The organism is Enterobacter sp. N5-15, from assembly GCF_057221635.1.
On the sequence record NZ_CM170150.1, the window covers coordinates 1,023,271 to 1,041,662 of the forward strand.

Consider the following 18,392-nt stretch of genomic DNA (forward strand, 5'->3'; position numbering starts at 1 on the left):
TTTCATAAATCTGTCATAAATCTGACGCATAATGGCGCCGAATTACAAACTTGTAACTTAAATAAGATAAGACAGGGCAAAGTATGGCGAGACGTATTCTGGTCGTAGAAGATGAAGCTCCAATTCGTGAAATGGTGTGCTTCGTGCTCGAGCAAAACGGCTTCCAGCCGGTTGAAGCGGAAGATTATGACAGCGCAGTGAACCAGCTGAATGAACCCTGGCCCGATCTGATTCTGCTGGACTGGATGTTGCCCGGCGGCTCCGGACTGCAGTTTATCAAACACCTGAAGCGCGAGGCGCTGACCCGCGACATCCCGGTTGTGATGCTCACGGCGCGCGGAGAAGAAGAGGATCGCGTTCGCGGTCTGGAAACCGGCGCGGACGATTACATTACTAAACCGTTCTCCCCAAAAGAGCTGGTTGCCCGCATTAAAGCCGTGATGCGCCGTATTTCGCCGATGGCGGTGGAAGAGGTGATTGAGATGCAGGGGCTAAGCCTTGACCCCACCTCACACCGCGTGATGACCGGTGAAAATCCCCTCGACATGGGGCCTACCGAATTTAAACTCCTGCACTTCTTTATGACCCACCCGGAACGCGTGTACAGCCGCGAGCAGTTGCTGAATAACGTCTGGGGAACTAACGTGTATGTCGAAGACCGGACGGTTGACGTACATATTCGCCGCCTGCGAAAAGCACTGGAACTGAGCGGCCACGATCGCATGGTGCAGACGGTCCGCGGCACGGGTTATCGTTTTTCTACCCGTTTCTGAACAATGACAGGAGTGTGACGCGTGCTGGAACGTCTGTCATGGAAAAGGCTCGTCTTTGAACTGATCTTATGCTGTATTCCGGCCTTCCTTCTGGGGGCCTTTCTTGGACACCTGCCGTGGTTTCTGCTGGCGTCGGTCACCGGGCTGCTGATCTGGCATTTCTGGAACCTCCTGCGCCTCTCCTGGTGGCTGTGGGTTGACCGAAGTATGACGCCGCCGCCGGGAAGCGGCAGCTGGGAGCCGCTGCTGTACGGTCTGCATCAGATGCAGATGCGTAATAAAAAGCGTCGCCGCGAACTGGGAAGCCTGATTAAGCGTTTTCGCAGCGGTGCAGAGTCGCTGCCCGATGCCGTTATTCTGACGACCGAAGAAGGGACAATCTTCTGGTGTAACGGCCTTGCACAACAGCTGCTGGGCCTGCGCTGGCCCGACGATAATGGTCAGAATATCCTCAACCTTCTGCGCTATCCCGAGTTCACGCAGTATCTGAAAACGCGTGATTTTACCCGCCCGCATAATCTGAAGCTCAATAATGGTCGCCATCTGGAAATCCGCGTGATGCCCTACAGCGATAAGCAGTGGCTGATGGTGGCGCGCGATGTCACCCAGATGCACCAGCTGGAAGGGGCGCGTCGCAACTTCTTCGCCAACGTCAGTCACGAACTGCGTACCCCGTTGACCGTGCTTCAGGGCTACCTGGAGATGATGCAGGAGCAAACGCTTGAAGGCGCGCCGCGTGAAAAAGCGCTGCACACCATGCGGGAGCAAACGCACCGGATGGAAGGGCTGGTGAAGCAGCTGCTGACGCTATCGAAGATTGAAGCGGCGCCAACGCTTGCGCTAAATGAGACCATTGATGTCCCGATGATGCTGCGGGTCGTTGAGCGTGAAGCGCAGACGTTAAGCCACAAAAAGCATCACCTGACCTTTGAGGTCGACAATACGCTGAAGGTGCTGGGCAGCGAAGATCAACTGCGTAGCGCCATTTCCAACCTGGTGTATAACGCGGTGAATCATACGCCGGAGGGGACGGATATCGTGGTGCGCTGGCACCATGCCCCAACGGGGGCGGAGTTTAGCGTGGAAGACAACGGGCCGGGGATCGCGCCTGAGCATATTCCGCGTCTGACCGAGCGTTTTTACCGTGTGGATAAAGCGCGATCCCGGCAGACAGGCGGAAGCGGCCTGGGGCTGGCAATTGTGAAACACGCGGTGAATCACCATGAAAGCCGTCTCGATATTCAGAGTACGCTGGGTAAAGGAACACGCTTCAGCTTCGTGATCCCGGAACGATTAATTGCCAAAAAGATCGCCTGACGGCAGGTGTGTCATTTTACCTTTCCACGGGTCAGCCTCTGCTGGCCCGTTTGCTTTGCAGTCAAGCGAAACGCGGATGAATTATATACGGCTGACTGTTTTTTGTTCGCATGATTAGCCATGGGTTTTTCTTATAAATAGCGTATTATTCTAACGTGTATTTTCATGCTGGCATATTGTTCTGGTTTTGCGATCCCTCCTTGCCTTTAAACGTTATAAGCGTTTAAATTGCGCCCCAGATACTGTCAGACCGACTGTATTTGCGTGGTAAATCGAAAAACTATTCTTCTCCACGCCAGGACGGGAGCATTTCCCGCTGAAATTGAGCAAATTTTCGGCTGTATCGTCCCGTCAGGGATATCGAAAATCTCAATGTTTTCAACACCACATCCACAGGCAGTAAGGTTTTATGACCCATCACTTAAAATCGCGTGACATCATCGCGCTGGGCTTTATGACATTTGCGCTGTTCGTTGGCGCAGGCAACATCATTTTCCCTCCAATGGTTGGCCTTCAGGCGGGTGAACACGTCTGGACCGCCGCGTTTGGTTTCCTGATTACTGCCGTGGGTCTGCCGGTTCTGACCGTCGTCGCGCTGGCGAAAGTCGGCGGCGGCGTGGATAGCCTCAGCACCCCGATTGGCAAAGTAGCGGGCGTTCTGCTGGCAACCGTCTGCTATCTCGCCGTTGGCCCGCTGTTTGCGACCCCGCGTACGGCAACCGTGTCCTTCGAAGTGGGTATTGCTCCCCTGACCGGTGACGGTGCGATGCCGCTGTTTATCTACAGCCTGATCTACTTCGCGATCGTAATTCTGGTTTCCCTCTATCCGGGCAAGCTGCTGGATACCGTGGGTAACTTCCTGGCTCCGCTGAAAATTGTGGCGCTGATTGTTCTGGCGGTAGCGGCCATCGTCTGGCCAGCAGGCCCGATTAGCGACGCGATGGACGCCTATAAAAACGCCGCGTTCTCTAACGGCTTTGTGAACGGCTACCTGACGATGGATACGCTGGGCGCCATGGTCTTTGGTATCGTTATTGTTAACGCCGCGCGTTCCCGCGGTGTGACCGAAGCGCGTCTGCTGACCCGCTATACCATCTGGGCTGGCCTGATGGCCGGCGTGGGTCTGACGCTGCTGTATCTGGCACTGTTCCGTCTGGGATCTGACAGCGCCATGCTGGTCGATCAGAACGCTAACGGTGCGGCTATCCTGCACGCCTACGTTCAGCACACCTTCGGCGGTGCGGGCAGTATGCTGCTGGCGGCGCTCATCTTCCTGGCCTGTCTGGTCACCGCGGTTGGCCTGACCTGCGCCTGCGCAGAGTTCTTTGCGCAGTATCTGCCGCTCTCTTACCGCACCCTGGTGTTTATCCTCGGCATCTTCTCTATGGCGGTGTCCAACCTCGGTCTGAGCCACCTGATTCAGGTCTCGATTCCGGTGCTGACGGCGATTTACCCGCCGTGTATTGTGCTGGTGGTGCTGAGCTTTACTCGCCCGTGGTGGAACAACTCTTCACGAATTATTGCGCCAGCCATGTTTATCAGCCTGATTTTTGGTATCCTTGACGGGATTAAAGCATCAGCTTTCGCGCACATACTGCCGGCATGGACACAGCGTCTGCCGCTGTCCGAGCAGGGTCTGGCCTGGCTGATGCCTACCGTTGTTGCACTGGTTCTGGCCATTATCTGGGACCGTGCTGCAGGGCGTCAGGTCGCATCGAACGCTCATTAATCAACGGCAACAAACTGTTTAACCACGGGGCTTAAGGCCCCGTGGTTTTTTGTTTTTTTCGTGTTGAATGGCAAGATTTAAATGGAAAGCACTAACAAACTTAAACGTGGATTGAGCACGCGCCACATCCGCTTTATGGCGCTGGGCTCTGCTATCGGCACCGGTCTTTTTTATGGCTCGGCAGATGCCATCAAAATGGCCGGTCCCAGCGTTCTGCTGGCGTACATCATCGGCGGCGTGGCGGCGTATATCATCATGCGCGCCCTCGGCGAAATGTCGGTTCACAACCCGTCCGCCAGCTCCTTCTCCCGCTACGCGCAGGAAAACCTCGGCCCGCTGGCCGGGTTTATCACCGGCTGGACCTACTGCTTTGAAATCCTGATCGTGGCGATTGCCGACGTGACGGCGTTTGGCATCTATATGGGCGTCTGGTTCCCGGCGGTGCCGCACTGGATTTGGGTGCTGAGCGTGGTGCTGATCATCTGCGCCGTCAACCTGATGAGCGTGAAGGTGTTTGGCGAGCTGGAGTTCTGGTTCTCCTTCTTTAAAGTCGCGACCATTATCATCATGATCCTCGCCGGTTTCGGCATCATCATCTGGGGAATTGGCAACGGCGGTCAGCCGACCGGCATCCATAACCTCTGGAGCAACGGGGGCTTCTTCAGCAACGGCTGGCTCGGAATGGTCATGTCGCTGCAGATGGTGATGTTTGCCTACGGCGGCATCGAGATTATCGGTATCACCGCCGGGGAAGCGAAAGATCCGGAGAAGTCCATTCCGCGCGCCATCAACTCGGTGCCGATGCGTATTCTGGTGTTCTACGTGGGTACGCTGTTCGTGATTATGTCCATCTACCCGTGGAATCAGGTGGGTACCAACGGTAGCCCGTTTGTTCTGACCTTCCAGCATATGGGCATTGCCTTTGCGGCCAGCATTCTTAACTTTGTGGTCCTGACCGCGTCGCTTTCCGCGATTAACAGTGACGTGTTTGGCGTGGGCCGTATGCTCCACGGCATGGCGGAGCAGGGCAGCGCGCCGAAGGTGTTCGCCAAAACCTCACGCCGCGGCACGCCGTGGGTGACGGTAGTGGTCATGACCGTGGCGCTGCTGTTTTCGGTTTACCTGAACTACATCATGCCGGAGAACGTCTTCCTGGTGATTGCATCGCTGGCGACCTTCGCGACGGTGTGGGTGTGGATCATGATCCTGCTGTCGCAGATTGCCTTCCGCCGTCGTCTGTCGCCGGATGAGGCGAAAGCGCTGAAGTTCAAAGTACCGGGCGGCGTTGCGACGACCGTCGTCGGGCTGATCTTCCTGGTGTTTATCATTGGCCTGATTGGCTACCATCCGGATACCCGCATTTCCCTGTACGTGGGCTTCGCGTGGATTATCCTGCTGCTGGTGGGCTGGGCGTTTAAATGCCGCCGCGACCGTCAGCTGGCGGAAGCACAGTAATCTTCTTTCTCCCTCTCCCGTGGGAGAGGGTTGGGGTGAGGGCATCAGGCCGCACTGATGCCTCCTCCTCCTTTCTCCTCCCCCAATAATCCCGAACGTGATGAGCTATCCTTAACCACCCTGTGGCAAGGTGACGTCAATTTCATCAAAGGGGATTCGTGATGTTAAATGCCTGGCACCTTCCGGTTGCCCCATTTGTTAAGCAAAACAAAGACAACCTTGTGATTACGCTCTGGCTGGCGGGGGAAAATCAGCCTGAACGCGTGACGCTCCGCGCCGAAATAGATAACGAAGAGGCCGGGCTGAAAATGCACAAGCTGCGCAGCCAGCCGCAGCCGGGGATCACGGCGTGGCGGGCGAATATCGACCTGAGCAGCGGGCAGCCGCGTCGCCGTTATAGCTTCAAACTGCTGTGGAATAACCGCCAGCTGTGGTTTACCCCGCAGGGGTTTAGCCGTTTCCCGCCCGCACGCCTGGAGCAGTTTGCGGTCGATTACCCGGATAACGGCCCGCAGTGGGTTAACGATCAGGTCTTTTACCAGATTTTCCCGGACCGTTTTGCGCGCAGCGAAAAGCGCACCGCGCAGCAGGATAAGGTTTATTACCACCACGCGGCGGGTCACGACGTCATTATGAAAGCGTGGGATGACCCGGTGACGGCGCAGGCTGGGGGATCGACCTTTTACGGCGGCGATCTCGACGGCATCAGCGAAAAGCTGCCGTACCTGAAAAATCTCGGCGTGACGGCGCTGTATCTCAACCCGGTGTTTAAAGCCCCGAGCGTGCACAAATACGATACCGAAGATTATCGCCACGTTGACGCGCAGTTTGGCGGTGACGAGGCGCTGCTGCGCCTGCGCAAGAACACCCAAAACGAAGGCATGCGCCTGATTCTGGACGGCGTGTTCAACCACAGCGGCGATTCGCACGCCTGGTTTGATCGCCATAATCAGTCGATGGGCGGGGCATGTCATAACCCGGACTCGCCGCAGCGCGACTGGTACAGCTTTAACGAGGAGGGGCGCGCGCTGGACTGGCTGGGCTACGCGAGCCTGCCGAAGCTGGATTTCCAGTCGCCAACGCTCGTGAATGAAATCTACGGCGGCGAAGACAGCATCGTCCGAAACTGGCTGAAAGCGCCGTGGAATATGGACGGCTGGCGTCTGGACGTGGTGCATATGCTCGGTGAAGCGGGCGGGGCGCGGAATAACCTTCAGCACGTCACCGGGATTACGCGCTCGGCAAAAGCGGCCCAGCCGGAGGCGTTCGTCTTTGGCGAGCACTTTGGCGACGCGCGCCAGTGGCTGCAGAACGATGCGGAAGATGCGGCGATGAACTATCGCGGCTTTACCTTCCCGCTGTGGGGATTCCTCGCGAACACCGATATCTCCTACGATCCGAACCATATCGACGCTGAAACCTGCATGGCGTGGATGGAGAACTATCGCGCCGGTCTGTCTCATCAGCAGCAGCTGCGGATGTTTAACCAGCTCGATAGCCACGATACCGCCCGCTTTAAATCGCTGCTCGGCAAGGATGTGGCGCGTCTGCCGCTGGCGGTGGCCTGGCTCTTCACCTGGCCGGGCGTGCCGTGCATCTATTACGGCGACGAAGTGGGGCTGGACGGCAACAACGATCCGTTCTGCCGCAAAACCTTCCCGTGGGAGCCAGCGAAACAGGACAAGGTGCTGTTCAGCCTGTATCAGCGGCTGGCGAAGCTGCGCAAGCAGAGTCTCGCCCTGCGCTACGGCGGCTGTCAGGTGGTGTACGCCCACGATAACGTGGTGGTGTTTGCTCGCGTCTATAACCAGCAGCGCGTGCTGGTGGCGATTAACCGGGGCGAAGCCTGCGAAGTGGTGCTGGATGATTCACCGCTGCTGAAGGTGGCTATGTGGAAGAATAAAGAGGGCAAGGCGACGATACAGGACGGCGTGCTGGCGCTGCCTGCGGTATCCGCGACGATCTGGTCCGGCAGCTAAGACCTGCTAATGTTTCCACCTTTTAAGATGGCGCAAATGCAACTATTTGTGTCAATCTTAACGGATCGTTTACGGTGAAGGTGGAAACATGGACGAGCTTTACATCCTTGGCTGTTTGTTCCTGGTTTTTGCGCTGGTGGTGGCACCCGTGCTTGCGGTTATAGGCTTTAATCGAAGTACGGCGGCGCGACAGGAAATCGCCCGGCTACGCCAGCGCATTGAGGCGCTTGAGCAGCGCGGCGTGCCTGAAAGCGCGCCGGGGCCGGTGCAGGCAACCGCGCCGGTGGCTGCGACCGCGCCTGCGGTTGAGGACGCTCCCGCGCCTGTCGACCCCTGGCGCCCCGATACTCCCGCTGCCGTGGCAGAGCCCGCCCCGGCCCCGGTGCCTGCGGCAAAACAGCCTTCTGCCTTTGGCGGCATACTGACGTCGCTGGTGCGCTGGTTTATGCAGGGTAACCCGCTGGCGAAGCTTGGGATCCTGCTGCTCTTCCTCGGTCTTTCATTCCTGCTGCGCTATACCGTTGAACATTCCCTGTTCCCGCTTGAGCTGCGCCTGGTGGCAACGGCGCTGTTTGCCATCGTTCTGCTGGCGGTCGGGTGGCGGCTGCGGCACAGGCAGCGTGTCTATGCGCTAATCCTCCAGGGCGGGGCGACCGGCGTGCTCTACCTGACGGTGTTTGGCGCATTCCGGCTCTGGCAAATGCTGCCGATGACGCTGGCTTTTGCGCTTCTGGTGGTGATATGCGCGGCAAGCGTCGGGCTGGCGGTGCTGCAGAAGGCGCTGAGCCTTGCCATGCTGGCGAGCCTCGGTGGGTATCTTGCGCCGCTGCTCTTGTCTACCGGGGGCGGTAGCTTTGTGGCGCTGTTCTCTTTCTATCTCCTGCTTTCCATCGGCATTCTCGCTATCAGCATCTGGCAGCACTGGCGCGAGCTGAACCTGCTCGGGCTGCTGTTTACGTTCGGCGTGGGCGGCCTGTGGGGGCTGAATGACTACCAGCCTGAAGACTATGGGGTCTGCCAGCTGTTCCTGATTGCCAATACGCTGATATTCGGCGTCCTGAGCGTGGCGCTGTCGCTGCGGGCGCAGGAGAAAGGGAAGCAAATTATTGACGGCGTGCTGCTGTTTGCTCCGCCGCTGATCGGTTTCGGGATGCAGTACGGCATGACCCGGCACTGGGAATATGGCCCGGCCCTGAGCGCGCTGGGATACGGCGCATTTTATCTTACCCTCGCGTTCCTTGCGCTGCGGCGCTATCCCTCCATCGGAAGACCGCTGGTCCTGGCCGCGCTGGCCATCGGCGGCGGGTTCGCGACCCTCGCCATTCCGCTGGCGCTGTCGGCGCGCTGGACGGCGATGGCCTGGGCGCTGGAAGGGCTGGGTATCCTCTGGCTGGGCGTGCAGCAGAACCAGCGTCGCATGAGCTATAGCGGGACGGCGCTGCTGGTGCTGGCGCTCGGCAGCGCGCTGTGGGCGCAAACGAACGGCGTTACGTCGCTGAGCCTGCTGCTGATCTTCACCATCCTCAGCCTTTGCTGGCTGGCTGCGGCCCGGCTGTGGCGGACTCTCTTTCTGCCGGTCAGTTGGGCGCTGCTGGCAGGCGGGCTGCTGTTCTGGCTCGTGGCGCTATTGGGCGCGTCGCGGCTGGTGCTGACGAAGGAATTACCCATTCTGGCGGGCGTGCTGGCGCTGACGGCGGCATCAGTCTGGGGCTGGCGGCAGGTGGCTGCTCGTCTGGCGTGGCGGGAGCTGGATGCCAGCAAATGGCTGCTGTGGCCGGTTATGCTGCTGATGGTGGGGTATCAGCTCTGGCACCAGCAGATCGTTGCCGCCGGCTGGTCAAATCTGGCCTGGTGCGTTGCGCTTCCTGCCGCGCTGATGCTGTTGCGGCGCGATGGTGAAAGACTCCTGCCGCGCATCGCGATGGGGCTGCATTTGTCGCTGTTCTGGATGATTTTGCTGGCGCTGGCCGCTGAGCTCTACTGGTTTGCCCGGTCGTTGCCGTGGGGCATGGCGGCCTGGGGCAGCGGTTTAGCGATGGCAGCAGGCGGCGGGGTAATTATGGGGCTATCTGCGGCCGTACGGCGTCGCGGATGGCCGTTCCGGGAGTGGCCTGCGCTCTACGCCTGCCTGGCACCGATCCCCGCGGTCGTGGCGCTGCTGGTATTGCTGGTGGTGACCAATTTCCAGGACGGCGTGGTCTATCGTCAGACCTGGCTGCCGCTGGTAAACCCGCTTGAGGAAGGCGCGGCGTTCGCGCTGCTGGGGCTGGTCGTCTTTTATCGGGCTGTGGATCGCTACTACCCGGCGTGGCTCTCGCAGGCCCGACCGTGGCCTGCCGTCGCGATTATGGCGTTTGGCTTCTGGTGGCTGAACGGCGCGCTGATGCGCACCCTGGCCTGGTACGGCGACGTGGCCTGGAATATGGCATCGCTGTGGGATTCGCGGCTTATCCAGACCAGTTTTGCCCTGTTCTGGATGCTGAGCGCGCTGGTGGTCATGATCCATGCCACCCGTCGGGCTTCCCGGCAGGAGTGGCTCTGCGGCGCCGCGCTGCTGGGCGTGGTGATGGTTAAACTGATGCTGGTGGACAGCGCGGGCGGAGGCGGTTTGTCGCGCGCGGTGGCGTTTATCGGCGTGGCGATACTGGTTCTGATCGTGGGGTATTTCTCACCGCTACCGCCCAAAACAGGAGATGAAAAATGAAATGGATGAAAGCGGTAGCCTGTACCGCGCTGCTGGCGCTTTCCGGCCCGGCGTTTTGCGACGAGGGACAAGCGGAATCGCCCCGGGACTATGCTTTTGGTCTTTCACTCGATACGTCTGTTCCTTCCCAGTGGTATCGGGTGATGCTGCCGCTCGCCGTCTATGAGCAAAGCACGTCTCCGGATCTGCATGATGTCCGCGTCTTTAACCAGTCGGGCGAGCCGGTTCCCTTCAGCCTGGTCAGCGCGACGCGTCCGCAGGCGCCAGTACAATCCACTGCGCTGCGCCTCTTCCCGCTGGACGCCTCGTCGCTTGCGGCTTCGCAAGGATCCGGTGACAGCGATAAGATCCTGCTTCGTTCCCGAAACGGCGTTGAGATTGTGCTGGAGGGGCAAAAAGCCGCCGCAGCCGGGCAACATTATCTGCTGACCCTGCCGGAGCAGGCGACGGGGGAGATGGCCATATCCCAGCTGCAGCTGCTCTGGAATACCCCTCAGACGCCGTGGCAGGGAACGGCGTCGGTCTATTACAGCGAGGATCTTAAGCGCTGGTATACCCTGCGCGAGGATATGCCCGTGCTGGACGTCGTCAGCGGCCAGGATCGTCTTAAGCTCGATCGGATCGATACCGATACGGTTTTATCTCCCGATGCGAATCGCTATCTCATGGTGGTGCTGAACGCGCAGAGCCAGGGGATAACCTTGACCGGCGTAAACGCAATCAGCGCACCTGCCCAGGCGGCCCCGGAAGCGGTCGATCTTGAGGGGGAAGGGGAGCAGCTATCGGCAAGCGAAGCGCAGTGGCACTGGGCGCGCCCGCAGCCGCTGAGTGCTGTCAGCATCTCGCTAAATGGCGACGGCGTCCTTCCCGTGGAGATAGCGTGGCGGAGTACGGTAAAAGACGCATGGCACCCCCTGAAGAAAGAGGTCCTTTACCGTCTTGAGGGAAAAACGTCGCCACCGGTTTCGCTTAACGGGGGCCTGGTGCAGGCCGTGAAAATCACGACGCTGAATGCGCGTCTGCCAGAATACCTGCCGAGCGTCACGGGACATCGCGACCGCTACGATCTGGTGTTCAACGCGCAGGGGAAAGCGCCGTATGTGCTCGCCTGGGGCAACGGCGCCGCAAAGCCTGCCAGCGTGGAGCCAGGCATGCTGATCCCAGCCGACCTGCGCAAGACCTATGATGTGGCAAACCTGCCGCAGGCCGACATTCTGGATAATGTCGCATTAGGCGGCGAGGGGCGTCTGACCGCTACCTCTGCGGCCGAACGGGAGAGCAGGATGAACACGCTGCTGGTATGGGGCGTGCTGATTGCGGGCGTGATTCTGCTGGCGGGCATGGCCTGGCGCATCTGGCGAGAGACGCAGCGTAAGGCATAAAAAAAGGCCCGCATAAGCGGGCCTTTTTCGTAAACCGTGCCGATTACAGGCTGGATACGTTCTCAGACAGGTATTTAGCCACGCCGTCCGGAGACGCGTTCATGCCTTCTTTACCTTTTTCCCACTGAGCCGGGCACACTTCGCCGTGCTCTTCGTGGAACTGCAGCGCGTCAACCATGCGCAGCATTTCGTCGATGTTACGACCCAGCGGCAGATCGTTCACAACCTGGTGACGAACGATGCCGTTTGCGTCGATCAGGAAGGAACCACGCAGCGCAACGCCAGCGTCCGGATGTTCGATACCGTAAGCCTGCTGGATTTCGCGTTTGATGTCCGCAACCATTGCGTATTTCACCGCACCGATGCCGCCTTTGTCGACAGGGGTGTTACGCCATGCGTTGTGTACAAATTCAGAGTCGAAGGAGACGCCAACAACTTCTACGCCACGCTTCTGGAATTCTTCATAACGTTTGTCGAATGCGATCAGCTCAGACGGGCAAACGAAAGTGAAGTCCATTGGCCAGAAGAACAGAACGGTCGCTTTACCGTTGGTGTGCTGTTTGAAGTTGAAGTTTTCAACGATTTCACCGTTGCCCAGAACTGCTGCAGCTGTAAAATCCGGAGCCGGACGAGTTACCAGAACCATATGATTCTCCTGTAGATACTAAGGTTATTTGGAACGCAACGCGAGCCAGTATAGAGAGTGTTCATGGATAAGACAAAGAGGTGGTGACAATCGTTCCGCCAGCTTTTACCTATCAATGAGAAATCTGTCAGAGTTGTTTACTTTTCGCTTGGGTCATCATGCGCGGGTAAAACTGCCAGAATCGGGCTTCCAGCGCGTCGTAATGTTCATCCAGGTCATACCAGGAGTCGCGCAGCGCATCCAGCCGCGGGCGACGGCTTGCCATCCCGTTCAGCACGTTCTGGATGAAGTCCATCTCGCGATAGCGTTCCAGCCAGCGTTCCGACCACAGGTAGTTATTCAGATTCACAAAGCGCGGCGGCGAGTCGGGCAGAATGATCGACACCTGCTGGTGGGCATAGCGCACAAAATCCGGCAAGGGCATCTCCGGCGACAGCTGTTCCCAGTGGCGCGACAGAAAGTGGTCCCACATCACGTCGAGCGTGATCGGCGCAACGCGGCGCGTTTCAGGGCGAAACCACGCTTTGGCTTCCGTCACTTCCGGCAGCTTATCAGTCAGCACGTCGATGCGGCGGTGCATGAAAATGCCGTCGACAACCTCAGGGGAATAGTCCTCAGCGGGGTTGCCGCGTACGAAATCGGCCAGCAAATTGCCGGACAGGGAGCTGTTAGCGAGGTGAGCGAGATGCAGGTGAGCGAGAAAATTCATGCGTTTTATTTGTCCGGGGGCGGCTAGTTGTTGCAGCAAAAGGGTGTGAGCACTAGACTATGCCGCCTGTTTTTAAGTCACGAGTATACGTCATGCGCGTCGCCGATTTCTCCTTTGAACTACCTGAATCCCTGATTGCTCACTATCCCATGCCTGAGCGCAGCAGCTGTCGCTTACTGTCACTGGATGGGCCAACGGGCGAGCTGACGCACGGTACTTTCACCGATTTGCTCGACAAGCTCAACCCTGGCGATCTGCTGGTCTTTAACAATACCCGCGTGATCCCGGCGCGCCTGTTTGGCCGTAAAGCCAGCGGCGGCAAGATTGAAGTGCTGGTCGAACGTATGCTCGATGATAAACGTATTCTGGCACATATTCGCGCTTCTAAGGCGCCGAAGCCGGGCGCTGAGCTGCTGCTGGGCGATGACGAGAGCATCAAAGCGACCATGACCGCGCGCCACGATGCGCTGTTTGAGGTGGCGTTCGACGACGAGCGCACGGTGCTCGATATCCTGAACGCCATCGGCCACATGCCGCTGCCGCCGTATATTGAGCGCCCGGACGAAGAGGCCGACCGCGAGCTGTATCAGACCGTCTACAGCCAGAAGCCGGGTGCCGTCGCTGCGCCGACCGCGGGCCTGCATTTTGATGAGCCGCTGCTGGAGAAACTGCGTGCGAAGGGCGTGGAGATGGCTTTCGTGACGCTGCACGTCGGCGCGGGGACCTTCCAGCCGGTGCGCGTGGACAGCATTGAAGATCACATCATGCACTCTGAGTATGCCGAAGTGCCTCAGGATGTGGTGGACGCGGTGCTGGCGGCGAAAGCGCGCGGTAGCCGCGTCGTGGCGGTCGGTACGACGTCCGTACGCTCACTCGAGAGCGCCGCGCAGGCGGCGAAAAACGATCTTATCGAGCCGTTCTTTGGCGATACGCAGATCTTTATCTACCCGGGCTATCAGTACAAAGTGATTGACGCGCTGGTGACCAACTTCCATCTGCCTGAATCCACGCTGATTATGCTCGTGTCCGCGTTTGCCGGTTATCAGCATACGATGAACGCCTACAAGTCTGCGGTAGAACAAAAATATCGCTTTTTTAGCTACGGGGACGCGATGTTTATCACGTACAATCCGCTGGCTTTGAATGAGCGTGTCGGGGAATAAGTCCGCGGCACCGTTTTACAACGTTGGACTGTTTTTCTGACGTCGGAGAAAAAATGAAATTTGAACTCGATACCACCGATGGCCGCGCGCGTCGCGGTCGCCTGGTGTTTGATCGCGGCGTGGTGGAAACCCCCGCGTTTATGCCTGTGGGCACGTACGGCACCGTAAAAGGGATGACGCCGGAAGAAGTAGAAGCCACTGGCGCACAGATTATCCTCGGCAACACCTTCCACCTGTGGCTGCGTCCGGGTCAGGAGATCATGAAGCTCCACGGCGACCTGCACGATTTCATGCAGTGGAAAGGCCCCATCCTGACCGATTCCGGCGGCTTCCAGGTCTTCAGCCTGGGCGATATCCGCAAGATCACCGAGCAGGGCGTACACTTCCGTAACCCGATCAACGGCGATCCGATTTTCCTCGATCCCGAAAAATCGATGGAGATCCAGTACGACCTTGGCTCTGACATCGTAATGATCTTCGACGAATGTACGCCGTACCCGGCGGACTGGGACTACGCAAAACGCTCCATGGAGATGTCCCTGCGCTGGGCGAAGCGTAGCCGTGACCGTTTTGACTCCCTGCAGAACAAAAATGCGCTGTTCGGCATTATCCAGGGCAGCGTTTACGAAGATTTACGCGATATCTCTGTTAAAGGTCTGGTAGAGATAGGTTTTGATGGCTACGCTGTCGGCGGTTTGGCTGTGGGTGAGCCGAAGGAAGACATGCACCGCATTCTGGAGCATGTCTGCCCGCAAATCCCGGCGGATAAACCACGATACCTGATGGGCGTGGGTAAACCAGAAGATCTGGTTGAAGGCGTACGCCGCGGCATTGATATGTTCGACTGCGTCATGCCAACCCGCAACGCGCGTAACGGCCATTTGTTCGTTACCGATGGCGTGGTGAAAATCCGTAACGCGAAGCATAAGAGTGACACCAGCCCGCTCGATTCCGAGTGCGATTGCTATACCTGTCGCAATTATTCTCGCGCGTATCTGCATCATCTCGATCGTTGCAACGAGATTTTGGGCGCGCGTCTCAATACCATTCATAATCTTCGTTATTATCAGCGCTTAATGGCTGGTTTACGTAAGGCTATCGAAGAGGGTAAATTAGAGAGCTTCGTGACCGATTTCTACCAACGTCAGGGCCGGGATGTCCCACCTTTGAACGTTGATTAATTTTAAAAATGAGGGAATTTGAATGAGCTTTTTTATTTCTGATGCGGTAGCAGCAACTGGCGCGCCTTCTCAGGGCAGCCCGATGTCTCTGATTCTGATGCTGGTTGTGTTCGGTCTGATCTTCTACTTCATGATCCTGCGTCCACAGCAGAAGCGCACCAAAGAGCACAAAAACCTGATGAACTCTATCGCGAAAGGCGATGAAGTGCTGACCAACGGTGGCCTGGTGGGTCGCGTGACCAAAGTAGCGGAAAGCGGCTACATTGCTATCGCCCTGAATGACACCACTGAAGTGGTTATCAAACGTGACTTCGTAGCTGCCGTTCTGCCGAAAGGCACCATGAAGGCGCTGTAATCCCAACTTTTCCCAAAGGGAACTGCCGTGTTAAACCGTTATCCTTTGTGGAAGTACATCATGCTGGTCGTCGTGATTATCGTCGGCCTGCTGTACGCGCTTCCCAACCTGTATGGTGAGGATCCGGCCGTTCAAATCACTGGCGCGCGCGGTGTCGCCGCCAGTGAGCAAACGCTGATCCAGGTCCAGAAAACGTTACAAGAAGAAAAAATTACCGCTAAGTCTGTGGCACTGGAAGAGGGCGCTATTCTTGCTCGCTTCGACACCACCGACACGCAGCTCCGCGCTCGCGAAGCGCTGATGGGCGTGCTGGGTGATAAATACGTCGTGGCGCTTAACCTTGCTCCTGCAACTCCGCGTTGGCTGGCTGCTCTGAATGCAGAGCCAATGAAACTGGGTCTTGACCTGCGTGGCGGCGTTCACTTCCTGATGGAAGTGGATATGGATACCGCGCTTGGCAAGCTGCAGGAACAGAATATCGACAGCCTGCGCAGCGATCTGCGTGAGAAAGGCATCGCCTATACCACCGTGCGTAAAGAAGATAACTACGGCTTGAGCATCACGTTCCGCGACAGCGCGGCACGCGATCAGGCTGTAACTTACCTGTCTCAGCGTCATCGCGATCTGGTGATTACCTCTCAGGGCAGCAACCAGCTGCGTGCGGTAATGACGGATGCACGTCTGAGCGAAGCGCGCGAATACGCCGTTCAGCAGAACATCAACATTCTGCGTAACCGTGTAAACCAGCTGGGCGTGGCTGAGCCGCTGGTACAGCGTCAGGGTGCTGACCGTATCGTGGTAGAACTGCCGGGTATCCAGGACACTGCGCGTGCGAAAGAGATTCTGGGTGCAACCGCGACTCTGGAATTCCGTCTGGTTAACTCTAATGTCGATCAGTCCGCTGCTGCCGCTGGCCGTATTCCGGGTGATTCCGAAGTGAAACAGACCCGCGAAGGTCAGCCGGTTGTGCTGTACAAACGCGTGATCCTGACCGGTGACCATATCACCGACTCCACTTCCAGCCAGGACGAATACAACCAGCCGCAGGTTAACATCTCGCTCGATAGCGCGGGTGGTAACATCATGTCCAACTTCACCAAGGACAACATCGGCAAACCGATGGCGACCCTGTTCGTGGAGTACAAAGACAGCGGTAAGAAAGATGCAAACGGTCGTGCGGTACTGGTGAAAGAGGAAGAGGTGATTAACATCGCCAATATCCAGTCTCGTCTGGGTAACAGCTTCCGTATTACCGGTATTAACAACCCGAATGAAGCGCGTCAGCTCTCTCTGCTGCTGCGTGCCGGTGCGCTGATTGCGCCAATTCAGATTGTTGAAGAACGTACCATTGGTCCTACTCTGGGTATGCAAAACATCCAGCAGGGTCTGGAAGCGTGTCTGGCAGGTCTGGTTGTCTCCATCCTCTTCATGATCTTCTTCTATAAGAAGTTTGGTCTGATTGCGACGTCCGCTCTGCTGGCTAACCTGGTGCTGATCATCGGCATCATGTCCCTGCTGCCGGGCGCGACGCTGACCATGCCGGGGATTGCGGGTATCGTTCTGACCCTTGCGGTGGCGGTCGACGCCAACGTACTGATAAACGAACGTATCAAAGAAGAGTTGAGCAACGGTCGCTCTGTGCAACAGGCGATTGAAGAAGGCTACAAAGGGGCGTTCAGCTCCATCTTCGATGCGAACGTAACAACACTGATTAAGGTTCTTATCCTGTATGCAGTGGGTACTGGCGCGATCAAAGGCTTTGCGATTACAACCGGTATCGGTGTTGCAACGTCGATGTTTACCGCTATTGTCGGCACCCGTGCCATCGTGAACCTGCTGTACGGCGGCAAGCGCGTCAAAAAGCTGTCTATCTGAGGAGTGCGTTGTGGTACAGGAATATACTGTTGAACAATTAAACCACGGCCGTAAAGTCTGGGACTTTATGCGCTGGGACTACTGGGCCTTTGGCATTTCAGGTTTTCTGCTGATTCTGTCCATCGTCATTATGGGCGTGAAAGGCTTTAACTGGGGTCTCGATTTTACCGGTGGTACGGTAATTGAAATCTCCCTGGAAAAACCGATCGATATGGACCAGATGCGCGAATCGCTGCAGAAAGCGGGCTTTGAAGAGCCGCTGCTGCAAAACTTCGGCAGCAGTCGCGATATCATGGTGCGTATGCCGCCGGTACACGATGCCAACGGCAGCCAGGAGCTGGGTAGCAAGGTTCTGAACGTCATCAATGAATCGACCAGCCAGAATGCGGCGGTGAAGCGTATTGAGTTCGTTGGCCCGAGTGTGGGCGCGGATCTGGCGCAAACCGGTGCGATGGCGCTGATGGTGGCGCTGATCTCCATCCTGGTGTACGTCGGTTTCCGCTTCGAGTGGCGCCTGGCGGCAGGTGTGGTTATCGCTCTTGCGCACGACGTGGTGATCACCATGGGCGTACTGTCGCTGTTCCACATTGAGATTGACCTGACGATTGTGGCATCCCTGATGTCCGTTATCGGTTACTCTCTGAACGACAGTATCGTGGTATCTGACCGTATTCGTGAAAACTTCCGTAAGATCCGTCGCGGTACGCCGTACGAAATCTTTAACGTGTCGTTGACCCAGACGCTGCACCGTACCTTGATCACATCCGGAACGACCTTAATGGTTATCCTGATGCTCTATCTCTTCGGTGGCCCGGTACTGGAAGGCTTCTCGCTGACCATGCTGATTGGTGTCACCATCGGTACGGCGTCTTCTATCTACGTCGCGTCCGCACTGGCACTGAAACTCGGCATGAAGCGCGAGCACCTGCTCCAGCAGAAAGTCGAGAAAGAAGGGGCGGATCAGCCGTCCATTCTGCCGTAAGACGACGTTTAGCGCGTTATCGAAATCCCGGTCGGTTGACCGGGATTTTTTTTATCTGCTCCTGACAAACACTCCTGACAGTATGCTGTCAGGAGCCCTGTCGTAGACTCCTTCTGAACCCAAACAACAGTCAGGAGGATGT

General features: G+C 57.5%; 14 protein-coding genes. 12 read left to right on the forward strand and 2 right to left on the reverse strand.

The window, feature by feature from the left end:
• The first annotated feature begins 83 nt into the window (after positions 1-83).
• The 7 genes from phoB to AC2TE5_RS04775 all read left to right on the forward strand — a co-directional run bounded on the left by phoB (position 84) and on the right by AC2TE5_RS04775 (position 11,339).
• On the forward strand, positions 84-773 hold the full coding sequence (gene phoB / locus AC2TE5_RS04745; RefSeq protein WP_008503265.1) for a phosphate response regulator transcription factor PhoB: 690 nt from the start codon (positions 84-86) through the stop codon (positions 771-773).
• Positions 774-794: 21 nt separating this feature from the next.
• On the forward strand, positions 795-2,090 hold the full coding sequence (gene phoR, locus AC2TE5_RS04750; protein ID WP_193941821.1) for a phosphate regulon sensor histidine kinase PhoR: 1,296 nt from the start codon (positions 795-797) through the stop codon (positions 2,088-2,090).
• A gap of 409 nt (positions 2,091-2,499) precedes the next feature.
• Positions 2,500-3,819 (forward strand): branched-chain amino acid transporter carrier protein BrnQ, encoded by a 1,320-nt coding sequence (brnQ, locus tag AC2TE5_RS04755; RefSeq protein WP_024906795.1) that lies wholly within the window; start codon positions 2,500-2,502, stop codon positions 3,817-3,819.
• Positions 3,820-3,900: 81 nt separating this feature from the next.
• A complete protein-coding gene (gene proY, locus AC2TE5_RS04760; protein WP_484612750.1) occupies positions 3,901-5,274 on the forward strand; it encodes a proline-specific permease ProY in 1,374 nt (457 codons plus the stop codon).
• Between the two features lie 161 nt (positions 5,275-5,435).
• A complete protein-coding gene (gene malZ / locus AC2TE5_RS04765) occupies positions 5,436-7,253 on the forward strand; it encodes a maltodextrin glucosidase (RefSeq protein ID WP_484612751.1) in 1,818 nt (605 codons plus the stop codon).
• Between the two features lie 88 nt (positions 7,254-7,341).
• Positions 7,342-9,957 (forward strand): DUF2339 domain-containing protein, encoded by a 2,616-nt coding sequence (locus tag AC2TE5_RS04770; RefSeq protein WP_484612752.1) that lies wholly within the window; start codon positions 7,342-7,344, stop codon positions 9,955-9,957.
• Entirely contained in the window at positions 9,954-11,339 is a 1,386-nt protein-coding gene (locus AC2TE5_RS04775; protein ID WP_484612753.1) for a DUF3999 domain-containing protein, read from the forward strand. Before AC2TE5_RS04770 ends, AC2TE5_RS04775 begins: the two co-directional genes overlap by 4 nt.
• A gap of 43 nt (positions 11,340-11,382) precedes the next feature.
• Here the strand turns inward: AC2TE5_RS04775 and AC2TE5_RS04780 are convergent, their stop codons facing one another.
• Together AC2TE5_RS04780 and acpH are read right to left on the reverse strand one after the other, a co-directional pair.
• Positions 11,383-11,985, reverse strand: a complete 603-nt coding sequence (locus AC2TE5_RS04780; protein ID WP_014168840.1) for a peroxiredoxin — start codon at positions 11,983-11,985, stop codon at positions 11,383-11,385.
• Between the two features lie 127 nt (positions 11,986-12,112).
• Positions 12,113-12,694, reverse strand: coding sequence for an ACP phosphodiesterase (gene acpH / locus AC2TE5_RS04785; protein WP_484612754.1), 582 nt, complete (start codon positions 12,692-12,694; stop codon positions 12,113-12,115).
• A 92-nt stretch (positions 12,695-12,786) separates the two neighbouring features.
• On the opposite strand from acpH, the gene queA reads away from it, so the two are divergent.
• From queA to secF, 5 genes are read left to right on the forward strand one after another with little or no spacing between them, the layout of a single operon-like run.
• On the forward strand, positions 12,787-13,857 hold the full coding sequence (gene queA / locus AC2TE5_RS04790) for a tRNA preQ1(34) S-adenosylmethionine ribosyltransferase-isomerase QueA (protein ID WP_032646148.1): 1,071 nt from the start codon (positions 12,787-12,789) through the stop codon (positions 13,855-13,857).
• A gap of 53 nt (positions 13,858-13,910) precedes the next feature.
• A complete protein-coding gene (gene tgt, locus AC2TE5_RS04795) occupies positions 13,911-15,038 on the forward strand; it encodes a tRNA guanosine(34) transglycosylase Tgt (RefSeq protein WP_003859110.1) in 1,128 nt (375 codons plus the stop codon).
• A gap of 22 nt (positions 15,039-15,060) precedes the next feature.
• Positions 15,061-15,393 (forward strand): preprotein translocase subunit YajC, encoded by a 333-nt coding sequence (yajC, locus tag AC2TE5_RS04800; RefSeq protein ID WP_042320789.1) that lies wholly within the window; start codon positions 15,061-15,063, stop codon positions 15,391-15,393.
• A gap of 27 nt (positions 15,394-15,420) precedes the next feature.
• A complete protein-coding gene (secD, locus tag AC2TE5_RS04805; RefSeq protein ID WP_072250572.1) occupies positions 15,421-17,268 on the forward strand; it encodes a protein translocase subunit SecD in 1,848 nt (615 codons plus the stop codon).
• A 10-nt stretch (positions 17,269-17,278) separates the two neighbouring features.
• Positions 17,279-18,250, forward strand: coding sequence for a protein translocase subunit SecF (gene secF / locus AC2TE5_RS04810; protein WP_484612755.1), 972 nt, complete (start codon positions 17,279-17,281; stop codon positions 18,248-18,250).
• Positions 18,251-18,392: the final 142 nt, after the last annotated feature.

Bases quoted from the DNA above. Each gene is read 5' to 3' on its own strand.
- malZ (WP_484612751.1), top strand. From the start codon at position 5,436: ATGTTAAATGCCTGGCACCTTCCGGTTGCCCCATTTGTTAAGCAAAAC.
- tgt (WP_003859110.1), top strand. From the start codon at position 13,911: ATGAAATTTGAACTCGATACCACCGATGGCCGCGCGCGTCGCGGTCGC.
- proY (WP_484612750.1), top strand. From the start codon at position 3,901: ATGGAAAGCACTAACAAACTTAAACGTGGATTGAGCACGCGCCACATC.
- AC2TE5_RS04775 (WP_484612753.1), top strand. From the start codon at position 9,954: ATGAAATGGATGAAAGCGGTAGCCTGTACCGCGCTGCTGGCGCTTTCC.
- queA (WP_032646148.1), top strand. From the start codon at position 12,787: ATGCGCGTCGCCGATTTCTCCTTTGAACTACCTGAATCCCTGATTGCT.
- AC2TE5_RS04780 (WP_014168840.1), bottom strand. From the start codon at position 11,985: ATGGTTCTGGTAACTCGTCCGGCTCCGGATTTTACAGCTGCAGCAGTT.
- phoB (WP_008503265.1), top strand. From the start codon at position 84: ATGGCGAGACGTATTCTGGTCGTAGAAGATGAAGCTCCAATTCGTGAA.
- acpH (WP_484612754.1), bottom strand. From the start codon at position 12,694: ATGAATTTTCTCGCTCACCTGCATCTCGCTCACCTCGCTAACAGCTCC.
- yajC (WP_042320789.1), top strand. From the start codon at position 15,061: ATGAGCTTTTTTATTTCTGATGCGGTAGCAGCAACTGGCGCGCCTTCT.
- brnQ (WP_024906795.1), top strand. From the start codon at position 2,500: ATGACCCATCACTTAAAATCGCGTGACATCATCGCGCTGGGCTTTATG.
- AC2TE5_RS04770 (WP_484612752.1), top strand. From the start codon at position 7,342: ATGGACGAGCTTTACATCCTTGGCTGTTTGTTCCTGGTTTTTGCGCTG.